The following is a 16,714-nucleotide window of genomic DNA, read 5'->3' as shown; positions in this document are numbered from 1 at the left end:
GACGCTTAACAAGGAAATACAAGCTGGAAAAATGAAGTGTATTTGGGGATTTGATGATTAAACAGTTAAAAATCCAGGGTCTGGAATCTCCAGTTCAGGGTGTCGATGAGGGTGAGCTGATCTGAAGGTACCGGAAGTCCGGTGATGATCTTTAAAGTCTGCATCGCCATCATGCTTCCTACAATACCCGGCAATGCTCCCAATACTCCAAGACTGTCACAATCAGGGATGTCTTCATCAAAAGGAGGTTCCGGAAAGAGATCTCTCAGGTTTTTACTTCCTTTATAATTAAATACGGTGGTTTGTCCCGAAAAGGCCAAAATACTTCCGTAAACTAAAGGTTTTCCCAGTTTCACACAGGTATCATTAATTAAATATCTGGACGTAAAATTATCGGAACCATCTGCAATAATATCGTATTGCGAAAGTATTTCTTCCGCATTTGAATGATCTATTTTTTGATTAATCCCTATCACATCGACATGATGGTTCAGGTTTTTCACAAAAAGTTCGGCACTGTTTATCTTAGAAGCCCCGACTGTATTTTCATTGTGAATAATCTGGCGGTTTAAGTTGTGAAGCTCCACCTCATCAAAATCTGCTATTCCCAAAGTTCCTACTCCTGCAGCGGCAAGGTATTGAATGACGGGACTTCCTAAGCCACCTGCTCCAATGACCAATACTTTGGACGACCTGATTTTCTTCTGTCCCTCCAACCCAATTTCTTCGATGAATATCTGCCGGCTGTATCTTGCAAAAATATCTTCGCTTTTCATTCTAAATTATATGCTTTTAACCATTAAGTTTTTTTAAGCTATGAAGGAATATTAAGATATATCCTTAATGGCTTAATGTTTAAAAAAACCACTGTACGCAGGATCCCAGTCCTTCATCACAGGATCGTAGCCTGCTTTTCTGATGCTGTTTTTCACCTCTTCCATGCTGCGCTCGTCGCTGGTTTCAAACTGTTCCAAAGATTCAACATCTACCGCATAACCTCCGGGATTTGTTTTGGAAGCAGCACTCATCGACGTGGCTCCCAATGATATAATATGATCTCTGAATTTTTCGTTTTCTCTGGTGGATATTGAGATTTCCAGGTCTTCATTCCATATTCTGTAAGCACAGATAAGCTGAAGCAGATCTCTATCTTCCATAATAAAGTTGGGTTCAATGATCCCTTCCGCAGGTCTCAGTCTGGGAAACGATACTGAAAAACGGCTCTTCCAGTAGTGTTTCTGGAGATAATCAATATGAAGAGCATTAAAAAAGCTGTCTACGCGCCAGTCTTCAAGCCCAAGAAGAACTCCAAGTCCGATTTTATGAATACCTGCTCTTCCAATCCTATCCGGTGTATCCATCCTGAAATGAAAGTTTGATTTTTTTCCTTTGGGATGGTATTCTTTATAGACTTCCTGATGGTAGGTTTCCTGATAGACCAAAACCGAATAAACGCCTTCCTGATGCAGCTGCAGATATTCTTCTTCCGATAAAGGCTGTACTTCTATTGAAATATTGGCAAAATGAGGTCTCAAGAGACGAACCGCATTCAGAAAGTAGGAAGTTCCAACTGTTTTATTGGCTTCACCACTCACCAGAAGTACATGATTCACACCCATAGATTTCAGAACGGAGGCTTCCACCATCACTTCTGTATCGGAAAGGGTTTTCCGTCTTACACTGTTATCCAGGCTGAAACCGCAATAGGTACAGATATTCTGGCATTCGTTGCTGAGATACATGGGTGCGTAAAGCTGAATAGTTTTCCCGAAACGCTTCTGGGTGAGCTGGCGGGTCATTCTGGCCATTAGTTCCAGTTCCTGTGCTGCTGCGGGGGAAAGTAAATTCAGGAAATCATCCAGCGTTTTATTTTTCTTATGCAGGCTGGCAAGTACGTCTGCATGGGTGATTTCACCGAGTCTGGCTTTTATCTCATCCCAATGATAGCGTTCGAAAATATCTTTAAAGCTCTTCATTTATTCACCAATTATTCAAACAAGAAAGACGTCAGCGGACTTGATGCTTCGGCATGATTTGCAATGGCTCCCAAGCCTGATTCGAAAGCTCTTCTTCCTGCAATCACTCCTTCTTTAAAGGCCAAAGCCATATTCACCGGGTTTTGTGCCACCGCAATCGCCGTATTTACAAGAACAGCATCAGCCCCCATTTCCATTGCTTTTGCAGCATCTGAAGGAGCCCCGATTCCGGCATCTACCACAACCGGAACATTGCTCTGGCTGATAATGATTTCCAGAAAATCTAATGTTCTCAGGCCTTTGTTTGTTCCAATGGGAGCTCCTAAAGGCATTACTACGGCTGTTCCGGCATCTTCAAGGCGTTTGCACAAAACAGGATCCGCATGAATGTAAGGCATCACGATAAAACCAAGTTTAGCCAGTTCTTCCGTAGCATATAATGTTTCAATAGGATCGGGAAGAAGGTATTTGGGATCGGGATGGATCTCCAGTTTTACCCAGTTGGTTTCCAGTGCTTCCCTTGCTAGCTGGGCGGCCAATACCGCTTCTTTTGCCGTTCTGGCTCCGGAAGTGTTGGGAAGAAGATGAACGTTTGTTTCTTTTAACGAATCCAGTAATCCGTCTTCTGCTGCACCGGAATCTATTCTTTTCAGTGCCATAGTCACCATATCTGTTCCTGAAGCGGTTACAGAGGTAGCCATTTCATTAAGGTTTCCGAATTTTCCGGTTCCGAGGAAGAGTCTGGATTCGAATATTCTGTCCGCTATTTTTAATTTTTGATTATTCATATCATTGTTTTTCTAAATTCACTGATTACAGAGGGCTGGTTTGTAATTTCACCGGATACCGCAACTCCGTATATCCCGATCTGCTGGAGCTGTTCTATATCCTGAAGCTTAACACCTCCTATGGCAAATATTTTCGGAATGGCTATGGATTTTTCATTTAAAGATGTAATGATATTCTGATAGCCTTCCCATCCTAAGACCGGACTTAGTTTTTCCTTTGTTGCTGTATATCTCAATGGACCAAGACCAATATAATCGCACTGCTCGTCTATTCTTTGGATCACATGTGTCAGGGTGTTGGCAGTTCCTCCTATGATCTTATCTTTCCCCAGAATATCTCTGGCAATGCTGATTGACAAGTCGCCTAACCCCAGATGAACACCATCCGCATCTATCTCTTTGGCGATCTGAACATGATCGTTGATGATGCAAACTGCGCCATATTCTGAACAAAGCTGCTGTGAAATTGTACAGAGCTCCGTCAATTCTTTTTCCGAGGCATTTTTCCAGCGAACCTGTATCCATTGTATTCCATTATCCAGCGCAGCACGAATATTCAGTTCCTGTTCATGTCTTGTCTGTCCCTGTGATATGTATTGTAATTTTTCCATTATTAATTCAACTGAATGATCTTTGATTTTTTCTATGATAAAAGGACTTTCTTTCTGCATTTTTTGAACGCATTGAGCGGCTCATCACTTTCCCATATTCCTCCTAGAAGAGCGGCTCCATCTGCTCCGTTCTCAAAAACCTTGTCAATATTATTTTCGTTGATTCCTCCCAAAGCAACTAGCTTAACATCCGGATTAGCATTTCGTTTGACATCCTCCATAATGGAAGAATCCAGACCGTAGCCTTTTTTGGAAATACTTGGAAAAAAGGGACTTATAAATGCATACTCCCACTCTTTTCCCAGCTCGTTAAAAGTTTCAATATCATGTACTGAAGTAGATATGATATTTTTATCCGCATAAGGCTTATAATTTCCTGCTAAACGATCTGCTTCCCTAAAATGAAGTCTGGCAACTGTATAATCTGTCCCCAGATCATAATATCCGTGTAAAACTAGCTGATCGTAAAATTCGCTGTGAATACCATCCAGAAAGGTTTTCATTTCCTCCCGGTTGATTACAGGTTTTCTTATATGAAGCAGATCCAATCCTTCACGAAACATCTCATTGATGATGTCTGTTTCATTTTTCAGGAGTGTTTCGGGAGTAATCACCAGGATCATATATAAATCTCTTTTCCTTTTTCGATAAATTCCTGCGATTTGTCCAGCATTCCTTTTTCTGCGGAATACCGGATCTCCTGAGTAATTTTCATGGAACAGAATTTTGGACCGCACATAGAACAGAAATGGGCAATTTTAGCTCCTTCTGCGGGAAGTGTCTCGTCGTGATAAGCTCTTGCCGTATCCGGATCCAAAGACAGGTTAAACTGATCTTCCCATCTGAATTCAAATCTTGCTTTACTTAATGCATTATCTCTGTACTGAGCTCCGGGATGTCCTTTAGCCAAATCGGCAGCATGGGCAGCAAGTTTGTAAGTAATCACCCCCACTTTTACATCTTCTTTGTTCGGAAGACCCAAATGTTCTTTCGGGGTTACGTAGCAAAGCATGGCGCATCCGAACCATCCAATCATGGCTGCTCCGATTCCGGAAGTAATATGATCATAACCCGGTGCGATATCTGTTGTTAACGGCCCTAAAGTATAAAACGGTGCTTCATGGCATTCTTCCAGCTGCTTGTCCATATTTTCTTTGATCATATGCATCGGTACGTGGCCCGGCCCTTCGATCATGACCTGTACATTATGTTTCCATGCGATCTTGGTGAGTTCACCTAAAGTTTCCAGTTCTGCAAACTGTGCGGCATCATTGGCATCTGCAATAGATCCCGGACGAAGACCGTCTCCCAGGGAGAAAGCCACATCATATTTTTTCATAATCTCGCAGATCTCCTCAAAATGCGTGTACAAAAAGTTTTCTTTATGATGATACAGACACCATTTTGCCATAATAGAGCCTCCTCTGGACACAATTCCCGTTACTCTTTTCACGGTAAGATGAATGTATCTTAATAATACCCCTGCATGGATGGTAAAATAAGAAACTCCCTGTTCTGCCTGCTCGATAAGTGTATCTTTAAATACTTCCCAGGTAAGGTCTTCAGGAACTCCCTTCACCTTTTCCAGTGCCTGATAAATAGGAACCGTCCCAATGGGAACCGGGCTGTTTCTGATGATCCATTCTCTGGTTTCGTGGATATTTTTTCCCGTGGAGAGATCCATAATGGTATCTGCCCCCCAACGGCAGGCCCAAACGGCTTTTTCCACTTCTTCTTCAATGCTTGAGGATACTGCACTGTTGCCGATGTTGGCATTAATTTTAACCAGGAAATTACGGCCGATAATCATGGGTTCGCTTTCAGGATGATTGATGTTGTTCGGAATGATTGCTCTTCCGGCGGCAATTTCGTCTCTTACAAATTCCGGAGTGATCTTTCCTTTTGGGGTAAGGGCACCAAAACTGTTTCCCGGATGCTGAAATGCCATTTCTTTTGGAGCGGTGTCCAATTGTTCAATCCTTTGGTTCTCACGAATGGCTACGTATTCCATTTCAGGGGTGATGATTCCCTGTTTTGCATAATAAAGCTGGGTAAGCTCCAATCCTTCTTTGGCTACTTTGGGTTTGTGGTCGTAAGCAAAACGCAGTTCATCGAGGCGGGAATCTGCAAGGCGGGCTTTTCCGTATTCTGAGGTAATTCCAGTCAGGATTTCTACATCTTTTCTATCCAGAATCCACTGTTCACGGATTCTGGGAAGGCCTTTCATAATATCTATTGATGCGTTTTCATCCGTATAAGGCCCCGAAGTATCATAAATGGTTACCGGCAGATTTTCTTCCAGTGTCCCATTGGTAAGGCGTGTAGGGCTGAGATGAATTTCACGCATTGCTACGCTGATCGGGTGTATTTTCCCTTCAACATAAATTTTTTTGGCGTTCGGAAATGGCGAACATGTGATTGAATGAGCCATAAGTATTTTTTATGATTAAATTAAATGAGGACTATCCACCCTGAGTGGCGGTAATAATTAAAACTGAATCTTTGTCTTTGAGAGAAGTTTCTGCCCAGGCGGACAGTGGAATAATACGGTTGTTGACCGCTACGGCAATTCCTTTTTTCTTATCGGGTATCTCCATAGCCATGAGTGCTTCCAGATTGTCGGGAAGTACTTCAAATGTTTTCGTTGTGTGGTTGATTGTAAGCTCCATTCCTAATTGTTTTTTATATACTTTAGGAATGGCTCTTATTGTACAATAGAATGTACAGCAAAAGTCATTTACTTTTCCCTACGCTGGTATCATCCAGATCAGGTTCAAAGGGTAAAGTCTCAGTCTGTAGTTTTACAGACACCCCTAAAGTTGTGACGAAGGTAGGTATTTTTTTGAAATACGCAAAATCTGAATTTTATCAGAAACAAAAAAGACCTTCTCAGTATTGAAAAGGCCTTAATTATTTTGATCGTTATTTCTATTTAAAATTTGCTGAAAGTCAGCTGTAAAGATGAAGTTTAAAATTCTATTGCTCTTCACAGGCTCTCCAAATCGCATCATTCTGTGGAACCGGGGCTGTAATCAACATTTCTTCTTTGGTAACCGGATGGATAAATTCCAGTTTTCTTGCATGCAGATTGATTCCTCCATCAGGATTGGACCTCGGGGCCCCGTATTTCAGATCTCCTTTTATCGGAATTCCGGTTTTGGATAGCTGCGCGCGGATCTGGTGATGTCTTCCCGTTTCAAGATCAATTTCCAAAAGCATATAATTATCCAGAGTCTTGATGACATGATACGTCAGGATTGCTTCTTTTGCTCCTTCTGTAACTTTCGGGAAAACGATGGCCTTATTGGTTTTTTCGTTTTTCTTTAAATAATGAATAAGTCTTTGGCTCTGAGGAATCATTTCTTTTCCGACCACAGCCCAATAGGTTTTCTTGACTTCTCTATTTTTCACCATCTGAGTAAGGCGGGAAAGCGCTTTGGAAGTTTTAGCATAAATAACCAGACCCGAAGTTGGACGGTCTATACGGTGAACTAAGCCGAGAAAAACATTTCCCTGCTTAGCATCTCTTTTCTTTATAAAATTCTTAATGGATTCCAGTAAGGACTCGTCTCCGGTTTTATCACCCTGAACAAGCTGCCCTACCTTTTTGTTGACGACCAGCAGATGGTTGTCTTCATATACAATCTGTTCCTCCATAATTCATTATTGACGTCTGTTGGATATCGAAAGGATAACTCCGGCCAAAAGTCCTATGGTTTTAAGTGCGGAAAGCTTAGAGTCCGCGGGAAGGAATGCTCCCAATACACAGGCTCCAGCCGCCGCATACATCGCGTACATGAAATTTTTATTGGTAAGCAAAGGCGCCTGAATAAAGAAACTCGCTCCTATCAGTATGTAAAAAACTTTTCCGGAAAGTAGATGGTTGATCTCAGGCGAAAATACGTTAAACCACCCTATTGCCATGCAGATCAGAGCCGCTATGGATAAAATTCCCTGGATAGATTGTTGTTGTCCTTTCATGGATTAATAGCTTTCATTTTCATTAGGGAAGTCCACACTTTTCACATCTTTTACATATTGAGCCACAGCTCCTGTAATTTCTGTGTAAAGGTCAAGGTATCTTCTAAGGAATTTCGGGCTGAATCCCTGGTTCATACCAACCATATCGTGATATACAAGAACCTGCCCGTCACAGTTTGCACCCGCTCCAATACCTATTGTAGGAATGGAAATACTTTCTGATACTTTTTTGGCTAAATCAGCAGGAATTTTTTCCAAAACAACTGAGAAACATCCAAGTTCTTCCAAAAGCTGTGCATCGCTGATCAATTTTTCAGCTTCGGCTTCTTCTTTCGCTCTTACTTTATAGGTTCCGAATTTATAGATGGACTGTGGGGTTAATCCCAAATGTCCCATCACAGGAATTCCGGCATTCACAATTTTTTTAATAGATTTTGAAATTTCCTTACCTCCTTCAATTTTCACGGCATGTGCACCTCCTTCTTTCATCATTCTTACAGCAGATTCCAGTGCCTTTTCCGGATTGCTCTGATAAGAACCAAAAGGCAGATCGGCAATAACCAAAGCTCTGTCTACTCCACGAACAACGCTTTGAGCATGATAAATCATCTGATCTAAAGTAATAGGCAAAGTGGTCTCAAAACCCGCCATAACATTAGCTGCGGAATCTCCTATTAAGATGGCATCAACTCCTCCTGCATCTACCATTTTAGCGGTGGTAAAATCGTATGCCGTAAGCATGGTTATCTTTTCCTTGTCGAATTTCATTTTACGCAAGGTTTCAGTGGTAACTTTTTTAATTTCAGAATGAACAGACATAATGTATCTATTGTTTAAAAGTTAAAAAGTCGGCTTTCGCCGACTTAAATTTTGGTATGATTTTTATAAAACTACGTGGCCCAGTTTCATGAGCTTGTCGTGGTTGAGAATTTTGATATTTCTTCCGTCTACTTCAATAAGACTGTCCTGTTTGAACTCGGAAATCAGACGGATGGCACTTTCTGTAGCAGTACCGATGATGTTGGCAATTTCTTCGCGGGTAAGCGAGATTTTGATAAACCCTTCAGGATCTACTCCCAGTTTCTGTTCCAGAAGGATCAGAATTTCTGCCAGTCTCTCTCTTACTGTTTTCTGTGCCAGGAAGGTAATGGTATTGGATGATTCACCCAATTCATAGGAGATTTTCTGAAGCATGGCAAAAGAAAGCTGCGGATCTACTTCCAAAAGATACATGAAGATGTCTGCGGGAAGGAAAATGCATTCAATATCCGTCATAGCCTCAGCCTTTGCCTGGAAATTTTCCCCGCAAAGCAATGAACGATAGCCGATGATGTCCCCCTCTTTGATAAATCTCAAAATCTGGTCCTTTCCAAAAGCTCCGGACTTTGAAAGTTTAGCTGCCCCTTTTTCCAGGACGAACACCCCTTTTGGAGTTTCTCCGTCTTCAAAAATAGTGTCGTGCTTTTGAAAACTCAATTTTTTCTTGCCGTTAATATATTTTTCAAAATCAGTGCTAGAAAGTCTTTCCTTAAATGATTTATCATTAAAAACTCTGGCGAACCTCTCTTCAATTGCAATCTGTTGTTCCTGCGACATTTTATATGACATTTATCACAAAAATAGAACTTTTTAACACGATAAACAAAAAAAATTGTTATAATTTTGTAGTTCAATATATTATGTGGTGAGCGAGAACTGTTTTCATTGTGGTCAAGGGATAGAAAAAGAGAGAATTTTGTTTGATGAAAAGACTTTCTGTTGCAACGGATGTAAGTCTGTCTACGAAATTCTGAATATCAATAATTTAACTAATTTTTACGAGCTTAATAAAAGGGCCGGAATCCGTCCCAGTGATGAAAGTTCTTCCCAGTTCGAATACCTTGATACTCCGGAAATCTTCGAAAAGATCACGGATTTCTCAGAAGGAAACACCAGTCTTGTCACATTTAAGATCCCTGTAATTCACTGTTCATCATGCATCTGGCTTCTAGAGAGTCTTCATACGCTGAACGATCACATCCATTATTCCCAGGTGAATTTCACCAGAAAGACCCTACAGATTTCATTCAATCATAATGACCTGAAATTAAGCGAACTCGCTAATTTTTTAACCAATCTCGGTTACAAACCCGTTATCAGCCTTGAAACAGCCGATAAAAATGTAGATCATCTCGACAAATCTCTTCTGATCAAATTTGCCATTGCAGGCTTTGCCTTCGGAAACGGAATGTTCCTGGCTTTCCCTGAATATGTGGGTGGTGAAGACTATTGGATGGAGCATTACAAGGGGCTTTTCAGGACTTTAATGTTCCTGCTGGCCTGCCCTGTTGTATTTTACTCTGCCTCGGATTATTATAAATCGGCATGGTATGGTCTGAAAAACAAGATCGTTAACATTGACGTTCCTATTGTTCTCGGAATCTTTGTTCTTTTCGGACGAAGTATTTATGAAGTGGTCACAGACTACGGACCGGGTTATTTTGATACATTATGCGGTCTTCTGTTCTTCATGCTGATGGGGAAAATCTTCCAGAAAAGAACCTACAGCGCATTATCTTACGACAGAGATTACAAATCCTTCTATCCTATTGCCGTTACGAAAGTAGATTTCGATGGAAAACAGGACAACATCCTTCTTTCTGAAATTAAAGTGGGTGACCGAATTCTTGTGAGAAATCAGGAAATCATTCCGGTAGATGCTATTCTGATCAACGGGGAAGGAAATATCGACAACAGTTTTATTACGGGAGAAAGCGAAAGCATCAGCAAGCAGCCCGGCGATAAAATTTTTGCAGGTGGAAAGCAGATTGGCTCCTCTCTGGAGCTTGAAGTCATTAAAGATGTTGATCAAAGTTATCTGACACAGCTTTGGAACAAGGAAGCCTTCAAAAAACATGAAACAGGTCTTGACACATTGACCAACAACGTCAGCAAGTATTTCACATTCATCATTTTAGGCATCGCTGCAGTTTCAGGAACTTATTGGGCATTTATTGATCTGAATGTGATGTTCCAGGTTATTTCAGCAATTCTGATTATCGCGTGTCCATGTGCACTGGCATTGTCTGCTCCGTTTACATTCGGGCATATTATGAGGATTCTGGGCCGTAATAAATTTTACGTAAAAGATACTTTAACGATTGAGAAGATCGCAAAACTGGATACTATTGTTTTTGATAAGACAGGAACCATCACGCACAGAAAAAAATCCAATATCAGATACGAGGGAACTGAAATCAATAATTTTGATCAGTTGAACATCAAAACCCTGCTGAAGAACTCCAACCACCCTCTTTCGAAGTCTTTATATGAATTCATTGAGGTAAATGACGACTATTTCACGGTTGAGAATTTCCAGGAAATTTCAGGAAAAGGATATGAGGCGAACGTAAGAGGAAACCTTTATAAAATTGGCTCTGCACGCTATAATAATCAGGAACCTAAGAATCTTGAAACAGCAGTTTACATCAGCAAAAATGACGAGTTTGTCGGGAAATTCATTTTCAAAAACGAATACCGTCCGAAATTAAAAGAACTGTTTACCAAACTCAGCACATACAAGATATTTATCCTGAGCGGTGATAATTCTTCTGAGGAAAACCAGCTTAAAGAACTTATCCCTAACTACCATGGAATGGCTTTCAACCAAAGCCCTGAAGACAAGCTTAATTACATCAAAAACCTTCAGGATCAGCACATGAAAGTAGCGATGCTGGGAGATGGTCTTAATGATGCCGGAGCCCTTAAACAGAGCAATGTGGGGATTGCTATTGCCGATGATACAAACAGCTTTACGCCTTCTTCGGATGTGATTATGAACGGTGATAAAGTCGTTACTTTAGACAAGTACCTGAATGTCTGCAAAGGGTCGATTACCATTGTAAAAATGACATTCATAATCAGTTTTCTCTACAATATTGTCGGTTTAAGTTACGCAGTTACAGGCCATATGCATCCGCTCTTCGCAGCAATCATCATGCCAATCAGTTCCATCACTGTGGTTACATTCACTACTCTTTCCACCTGGATTTTGGGCAGAAAACATTTTAAAAAACAGGCGTAGAAGCCCTTATTTAGACTGATTTTAAATTAGCTGAAATCGGCATTTCGTGATGAATGTCATTATTTTTCACTAAATTTGAACCCCGAAAATAGGTTAATTTTGTTGTCCAATGGATATTCTATATTTAATGATCCTCTGCAGTGTTTCCTTAGCTGCGATTTTCTTGGTCGTATTTATAGTGTATGCCCGAAAAGGACAGTTTGAAGATGATGAATCTCCGGCTGTCAGAATCCTTTTTGATAATGGAGAAATCAAGGAAAAGGATGAATCAGGCAACAAAGATAAAGACGAGAAAAAAATAGGAGAGAATAATAAAATTGAAGAAAAAAGTGAATAGTTGATATGGAAACACAAAAGTTTAGTTATGACAACAGTATTGTCCGTGCGTTCCTTTATGCGACCTTAGTTTTCGGTCTTATAGGATTTACGTTCGGGCTTACGGCGGCATTAATGCTTTTCTACCCGGAATTGCCGGAATTTTTATTCGGTACTGATGATACAACCATCAAGAGTCTTGCATCAGGCAATATTCAAGGGTTAATAAACACTCATGGTGCATTTGGTTTTGGTAGAATCAGAATGCTTCATACCAATACCGTGATCTTTGCATTTGTATGTAATATCGTTTATACCGGTATTTATTACTCATTACAGAGATTATTAAAAACAAGAATGTACAGTGATACATTGTCATGGTTACATTTCTGGACTTGGCAGTTTATGATCGTTGCTACGTTCGTTACCTTCTTTATGGGGATCAATACCTCTAAAGAATATGCTGAACACGAGTGGCCGATCGACATATTGATTGCGTTCTCATGGATTATTTTCGGGATCAACATGTTCCTGACGATTTCAAAAAGAAGAGTAAGACACCTTTATGTAGCGATCTGGTTCTACATCGGAACATGGATTGCAGTAGCAATGCTTCACATCTTCAACAATCTTGAAGTTCCTTTATCTTTCACAGGCTGGAAATCTTATTCGGCTTACGCAGGGGTAAAAGACGCTATTGTACAATGGTGGTACGGACACAATGCGGTAGCATTCGTATTGACAACTCCGGTTCTTGGTTTGATGTATTACTTCCTTCCGAAGGCAGCAGACAGACCGGTTTTCTCTTATAAACTGTCTATTATTCACTTCTGGTCATTAATTTTCGTATATATCTGGGCTGGTCCTCACCACCTTCAGTATACAGCACTTCCTGCATGGGCACAGGCTGTGGGAACAGGTTTCTCTATCATGCTTATCGCACCATCCTGGGGAGGAATGCTAAACGGTCTTCTTACGCTGAGAGGAGCATGGGATAAAGTAAGGGAAAACCCTATCCTGAAATTCTTCGTAGTAGCTGTAACATGTTACGGTATGGCGACATTTGAAGGTCCGCTATTGGCAACAAAAAACATCAACAAAATTGGTCACTTTACAGACTGGGTTATCGGTCACGTACACTTAGGAGCTCTAGGATGGAATGGTTTCATGGCATTCGGGGTTATCTACTATCTGGTACCAATTATGTGGAGAACAAAAATATGGTCTGTAAAATTAGCTAACTGGCACTTCTGGTTAGGGACATTAGGAATTATTTTCTATGCAGTACCAATGTATATTTCCGGATTTACACAAGGATTAATGTGGAAGCAGTTCAACCCGGACGGAACTCTATTATGGAAAAACTGGTTGGATACCGTAACTGCGATTATCCCTTATTTCAAAATGAGATTCGTTGGAGGTCTGTTCTATATTTCAGGATCTATCTTGATGATCGTTAACGTAATTGCTACGGTAAGACAAGGTTCATTCCAGAAAGAAGTACCTGCTGAAGCACCTGCATTGGCTAATATCGGAAACAAACGTAAAGAAGGAGAAGGAACTCACCTATGGCTTGAAAGAATGCCTTTATTATTAGGTATTTTATCTTTCTTCACGATTTCCATCGGTAGTTCAATTGAAATTATTCCTACACTGTCTTTAAAGAAAAGTGTACCTACGATTTCAGCTGTAAAACCCTATTCACCACTTGAATTAGAAGGTAGAGATCTTTATATCCGTGAAGGATGTAACGCTTGTCACTCTCAGATGATCAGACCGTTCAGAGATGAGATCACCAGATTCAACGGTAAGAACGGACAGTATTCCAAAGCAGGAGAATTCGTTTATGACAGACCATTCTTATGGGGTTCTAAGAGAACAGGACCGGATTTACATAGAGAAGGAGGGAAAAACCCAAGTTCTTGGCACTATAAGCACATGTACAACCCAAGATCTACCTCTGCAGGTTCTATCATGCCGCGTTACCCTTGGTTGATTGCTAATAACTTAGACAGATCTAAAATGGTGGACAAAATGAAGCTTATGAAGAATGCATTTGACGTTCCTTATACGAAAGCTGAAATAGATTCTGCCAACACTTGGGCGAATAACCAGGCAACAAAGATTGTAAAAGATATTTTCTCTGAAGCGAATGACCTTAAAGTAGCATATGCCAAGAGACCTCAGGGAGAATTGGAGAAAAAAGAGATTGTAGCTCTTATCTCTTATCTTCAGAGATTAGGAACAGATATCAAGACTACAGAAATAAAAACAGCAAGTACTAACTAAACATTAAAAGGTTCACATGATTCCTCAGAACTTTAAAGATATATTATCCAATACAGAAAACGCTGGTCTTTACCAGACGCTGGCTCTGATTTTCTTTATGCTGTTCTTCATAGCTCTGGTAATCTATGTTTTTAGCAGGCCTAAAAAATATTACAAAGAGGAAGAAGAAGCACCGCTTGGGGATGATGGGGATGACGATTTTAATTTAAAAAATTAAACTATTTATTATGAAACAAAGAACACCTGTTGTTGTAAACATCTTAATAATAACTGGACTTCTAATAGTTTTTTATTATTTGTTTGTACAAAGCTACTCGTTCCTAGCTTCACCTTATTTCTGGGGAACTGTGGTAATCAGTGGTATTTTAGCCTACATCCACAGCGCTATCGGAGATTTGATTGAAAACAATAAATTCAAAAAATTATCTCCGGAAGAAAAGGCAGCTTATCTTGCGGAAAAGAAAATTCCTTTCCTTAGAAGAATGTACGACAGTGCTTTCAAAAAACAGTCTGCTACAGAGGAAAAAGACATCCTTATCGACCACGGTTTCGACGGGATTATGGAATTGGATAATCAGCTTCCGAAATGGTGGGTAGGATTATTCTATTTTGGGACTGCTTTTTGTATTGTATATATCGCAGCTTACTCTTTCACAGATTTCGCACACCCGTTGAGCGAGTATGAGCAGGAATATAAAGAACAGATGGCAAGCATTGCTGAATATGAAAAGAACCAGCCTCCTGTAACGATAGAAACTGCAAAATACTCTGCTGACAATATTGCAGATGGAAAAGAACTATTCAAAACCAACTGTGCATCTTGTCACAAAGAAGACGGTAGTGGTGGTATAGGTCCAAACCTTACGGATAACTATTGGATCAACCAGCCGGAGAAGACTCTATTTAAAACTGTTTTCCACATGGACTGGAATGGTTCTCCTACTAACCCTGCGATGAGAGCATTTGGTAAGAACGGAGAAGTTTCCGGAGCAGAAATTGAGAAGATTGCAGCGTATGTATATCACATCAATCAGGAAAAACCACCGGTGACGCAGGCTCAGGGAGGAGCAGCTCCTCAGGGAACCGAAGCGCATTGGGAAAAAGAATAATTTTAAAAGATTAGAAACATATGAAAAAACATAATTTGTTATTAGATTAAAATAGTAACGAATTATGTTTTTTCTTTTTTAAAACATAGTACAAATGTCAGACATAGAAGAAATAGAAGTACGCGGCGGACAGGGACAGGTTCTGGACCCTGAGACTTACAGAGATTCTATAGGGACAATGGAGCAATCCGGTAAAAGAAAATGGGTATTTCCGAGGAAACCAAAAGGGAAATACACCAACTATAGAAACATTGTAAGTTATGTTTTATTGATTATTTATTTCGTTGTTCCTTTCATCAAGGTCAATGGAAATCCTTTCTTTTTATTCAACGTTATTGATAGGGAGTTTTTCATTATCGGACAGCCTTTCTATCCACAGGACTTTTTTATCCTTACTTTAGGTGCTATCGCGTCTTTAATTTTTATTATCATTTTTACGATTGCATTCGGAAGAATTTTCTGCGGGTGGATATGCCCTCAGACAATTTTTATGGAATCTATCTTTCGTAAAATTGAATATCTTATTGAAGGTGACCGAAACAAGCAGATGAAGCTGGACAGACAGGAATGGAATAGCGAGAAAATCTGGAAAAGAAGCCTTAAATGGACAGTTTACGTTGTTATTTCCCTAATTATTACCCATTTTATGCTGATGTATATTGTCGGGTACCAGGAAATATTCAGAATTATTTCTGAAGGACCGTTTGCCCATCCTACCAATTTCATCATTATGGTGCTCTTTACTTCTGCATTCTACTTTGTATTTGCCTGGTTCAGAGAGCAGGTTTGTACATTGGTTTGTCCATACGGAAGATTGCAGGGCGTTTTAATTGATAAAGACACCATCAATGTTTTCTACGATTTCAAAAGAGGGGAAAACAGATCCAAATGGAGAAAAGGCGAAGACCGTAAGGCAGCAGGAAAGGGCGACTGTATAGACTGTCAGCAGTGTGTAGTGGTATGTCCTACAGGAATTGATATCCGTGACGGGCAGCAGCTGGAATGTGTAAACTGTACAGCCTGTATTGATGCCTGCGACGAGGTAATGGAAAAAGTAGGCCTTCCAAAAGGATTGGTAAGATATGCTTCTGAGAACGAAATTGAAAATCAAACTGAGTTCAAGTTTACAGGAAGAATGAAAGGTTTTGCTGTGGTTCTTGTTTTATTGGTAGGATTTTTAGGATTCCTTCTTTACAGCAGAGGTGAAATGGAAGCCAAATTCATTAAGCCTGCAGGAAGTACCTTCTTTGTAAGAGACGGAAAAATCACCAACACTTACAATTACACTTTCCTTAATAAGACCAACGATAAGAAAATCGTTACCATCAAAGTACTGGAGCCTGCACACGGAGAAATTACCTACAGTGCTTCCAGCAAGATTCAGGTAGACAGGGATAAAATCTCGAAAGGAACCATCAATATCAGCTTCCCTGAAAATGATATGAAACTTTCCAAACAAAATATTACCATCGGAGTTTATGATATGAAAGGCAAGCTTGTCGATTCTTATCAGACGTACTTCGAAGGACCTTTCAAACTACAATTCTAATCTTAAGACGACTTCATCATTAAAAAATCATGA

Annotated in this window: 17 protein-coding genes and 1 riboswitch; of the genes, 6 read left to right on the top strand and 11 right to left on the bottom strand. The window is 40.2% G+C overall.

Annotated elements, in window-relative coordinates; translation table 11 throughout:
* Positions 1-65 precede the first annotated feature (65 nt).
* The 11 genes from ACM46_RS04890 to ACM46_RS04835 all read right to left on the bottom strand — a co-directional run bounded on the left by ACM46_RS04890 (position 66) and on the right by ACM46_RS04835 (position 8,952).
* A complete protein-coding gene (locus ACM46_RS04890) occupies positions 66-776 on the bottom strand; it encodes a HesA/MoeB/ThiF family protein (protein ID WP_048505447.1) in 711 nt (236 codons plus the stop codon).
* A 72-nt stretch (positions 777-848) separates the two neighbouring features.
* Positions 849-1,976, bottom strand: a complete 1,128-nt coding sequence (gene thiH / locus ACM46_RS04885; RefSeq protein WP_048505446.1) for a 2-iminoacetate synthase ThiH — start codon at positions 1,974-1,976, stop codon at positions 849-851.
* 11 nt (positions 1,977-1,987) lie between these two features.
* Positions 1,988-2,764: a thiazole synthase gene (locus tag ACM46_RS04880; RefSeq protein ID WP_048505445.1), complete on the bottom strand. Its 777-nt coding sequence runs from the start codon at positions 2,762-2,764 to the stop codon at positions 1,988-1,990.
* Positions 2,761-3,375, bottom strand: a complete 615-nt coding sequence (locus tag ACM46_RS04875; protein ID WP_048505615.1) for a thiamine phosphate synthase — start codon at positions 3,373-3,375, stop codon at positions 2,761-2,763. Before ACM46_RS04875 ends, ACM46_RS04880 begins: the two co-directional genes overlap by 4 nt.
* 32 nt (positions 3,376-3,407) lie before the next feature.
* Entirely contained in the window at positions 3,408-3,998 is a 591-nt protein-coding gene (locus ACM46_RS04870) for a thiamine phosphate synthase (protein WP_048505444.1), read from the bottom strand.
* Positions 3,995-5,806 carry a phosphomethylpyrimidine synthase ThiC gene (gene thiC / locus ACM46_RS04865; protein ID WP_048505443.1) on the bottom strand — a complete coding sequence of 604 codons (1,812 nt, stop codon included), beginning with the start codon at positions 5,804-5,806 and terminating at the stop codon, positions 3,995-3,997. Before thiC ends, ACM46_RS04870 begins: the two co-directional genes overlap by 4 nt.
* Before the next feature lie 31 nt (positions 5,807-5,837).
* The gene (thiS, locus tag ACM46_RS04860; protein ID WP_048505442.1) at positions 5,838-6,044 is read right to left on the bottom strand and encodes a sulfur carrier protein ThiS; all 207 of its coding nucleotides are present in this window, start codon (positions 6,042-6,044) and stop codon (positions 5,838-5,840) included.
* 58 nt (positions 6,045-6,102) lie between these two features.
* A riboswitch (TPP riboswitch) is annotated at positions 6,103-6,200 on the bottom strand.
* Between the two features lie 151 nt (positions 6,201-6,351).
* Positions 6,352-7,035, bottom strand: coding sequence for an RluA family pseudouridine synthase (locus ACM46_RS04850; RefSeq protein WP_048505440.1), 684 nt, complete (start codon positions 7,033-7,035; stop codon positions 6,352-6,354).
* Between the two features lie 3 nt (positions 7,036-7,038).
* A complete protein-coding gene (locus ACM46_RS04845; protein ID WP_048505439.1) occupies positions 7,039-7,356 on the bottom strand; it encodes a hypothetical protein in 318 nt (105 codons plus the stop codon).
* Positions 7,357-7,359: 3 nt separating this feature from the next.
* Positions 7,360-8,175, bottom strand: a complete 816-nt coding sequence (gene panB, locus ACM46_RS04840; RefSeq protein WP_048505438.1) for a 3-methyl-2-oxobutanoate hydroxymethyltransferase — start codon at positions 8,173-8,175, stop codon at positions 7,360-7,362.
* A 63-nt stretch (positions 8,176-8,238) separates the two neighbouring features.
* Entirely contained in the window at positions 8,239-8,952 is a 714-nt protein-coding gene (locus tag ACM46_RS04835; protein WP_034740212.1) for a Crp/Fnr family transcriptional regulator, read from the bottom strand.
* 88 nt (positions 8,953-9,040) lie between these two features.
* Between ACM46_RS04835 and ACM46_RS04830 the strand changes: the two genes are divergently transcribed.
* From ACM46_RS04830 to ccoG, 6 genes are all read left to right on the top strand, one after another.
* Entirely contained in the window at positions 9,041-11,419 is a 2,379-nt protein-coding gene (locus ACM46_RS04830) for a heavy metal translocating P-type ATPase (protein WP_048505437.1), read from the top strand.
* A 109-nt stretch (positions 11,420-11,528) separates the two neighbouring features.
* Positions 11,529-11,756 (top strand): cbb3-type cytochrome oxidase assembly protein CcoS, encoded by a 228-nt coding sequence (gene ccoS / locus ACM46_RS04825; protein WP_048505436.1) that lies wholly within the window; start codon positions 11,529-11,531, stop codon positions 11,754-11,756.
* Between the two features lie 5 nt (positions 11,757-11,761).
* Positions 11,762-14,023, top strand: a complete 2,262-nt coding sequence (gene ccoN, locus ACM46_RS04820; RefSeq protein ID WP_048505435.1) for a cytochrome-c oxidase, cbb3-type subunit I — start codon at positions 11,762-11,764, stop codon at positions 14,021-14,023.
* A gap of 16 nt (positions 14,024-14,039) precedes the next feature.
* Entirely contained in the window at positions 14,040-14,240 is a 201-nt protein-coding gene (locus tag ACM46_RS04815) for a cbb3-type cytochrome oxidase subunit 3 (protein WP_048505434.1), read from the top strand.
* Positions 14,241-14,250: 10 nt separating this feature from the next.
* Positions 14,251-15,132 carry a cbb3-type cytochrome c oxidase N-terminal domain-containing protein gene (locus ACM46_RS04810; RefSeq protein ID WP_048505433.1) on the top strand — a complete coding sequence of 294 codons (882 nt, stop codon included), beginning with the start codon at positions 14,251-14,253 and terminating at the stop codon, positions 15,130-15,132.
* A gap of 94 nt (positions 15,133-15,226) precedes the next feature.
* Positions 15,227-16,681: a cytochrome c oxidase accessory protein CcoG gene (ccoG, locus tag ACM46_RS04805; protein ID WP_048505432.1), complete on the top strand. Its 1,455-nt coding sequence runs from the start codon at positions 15,227-15,229 to the stop codon at positions 16,679-16,681.
* The last annotated feature ends 33 nt before the right edge of the window (positions 16,682-16,714 follow it).

Origin of the sequence: Chryseobacterium angstadtii (assembly GCF_001045465.1) — a bacterium.
GTDB lineage: Bacteria > Bacteroidota > Bacteroidia > Flavobacteriales > Weeksellaceae > Chryseobacterium > Chryseobacterium angstadtii.
Note: the sequence above shows the minus strand (reverse complement) of the source record. Positions and strands in the feature narration are given on the sequence as shown.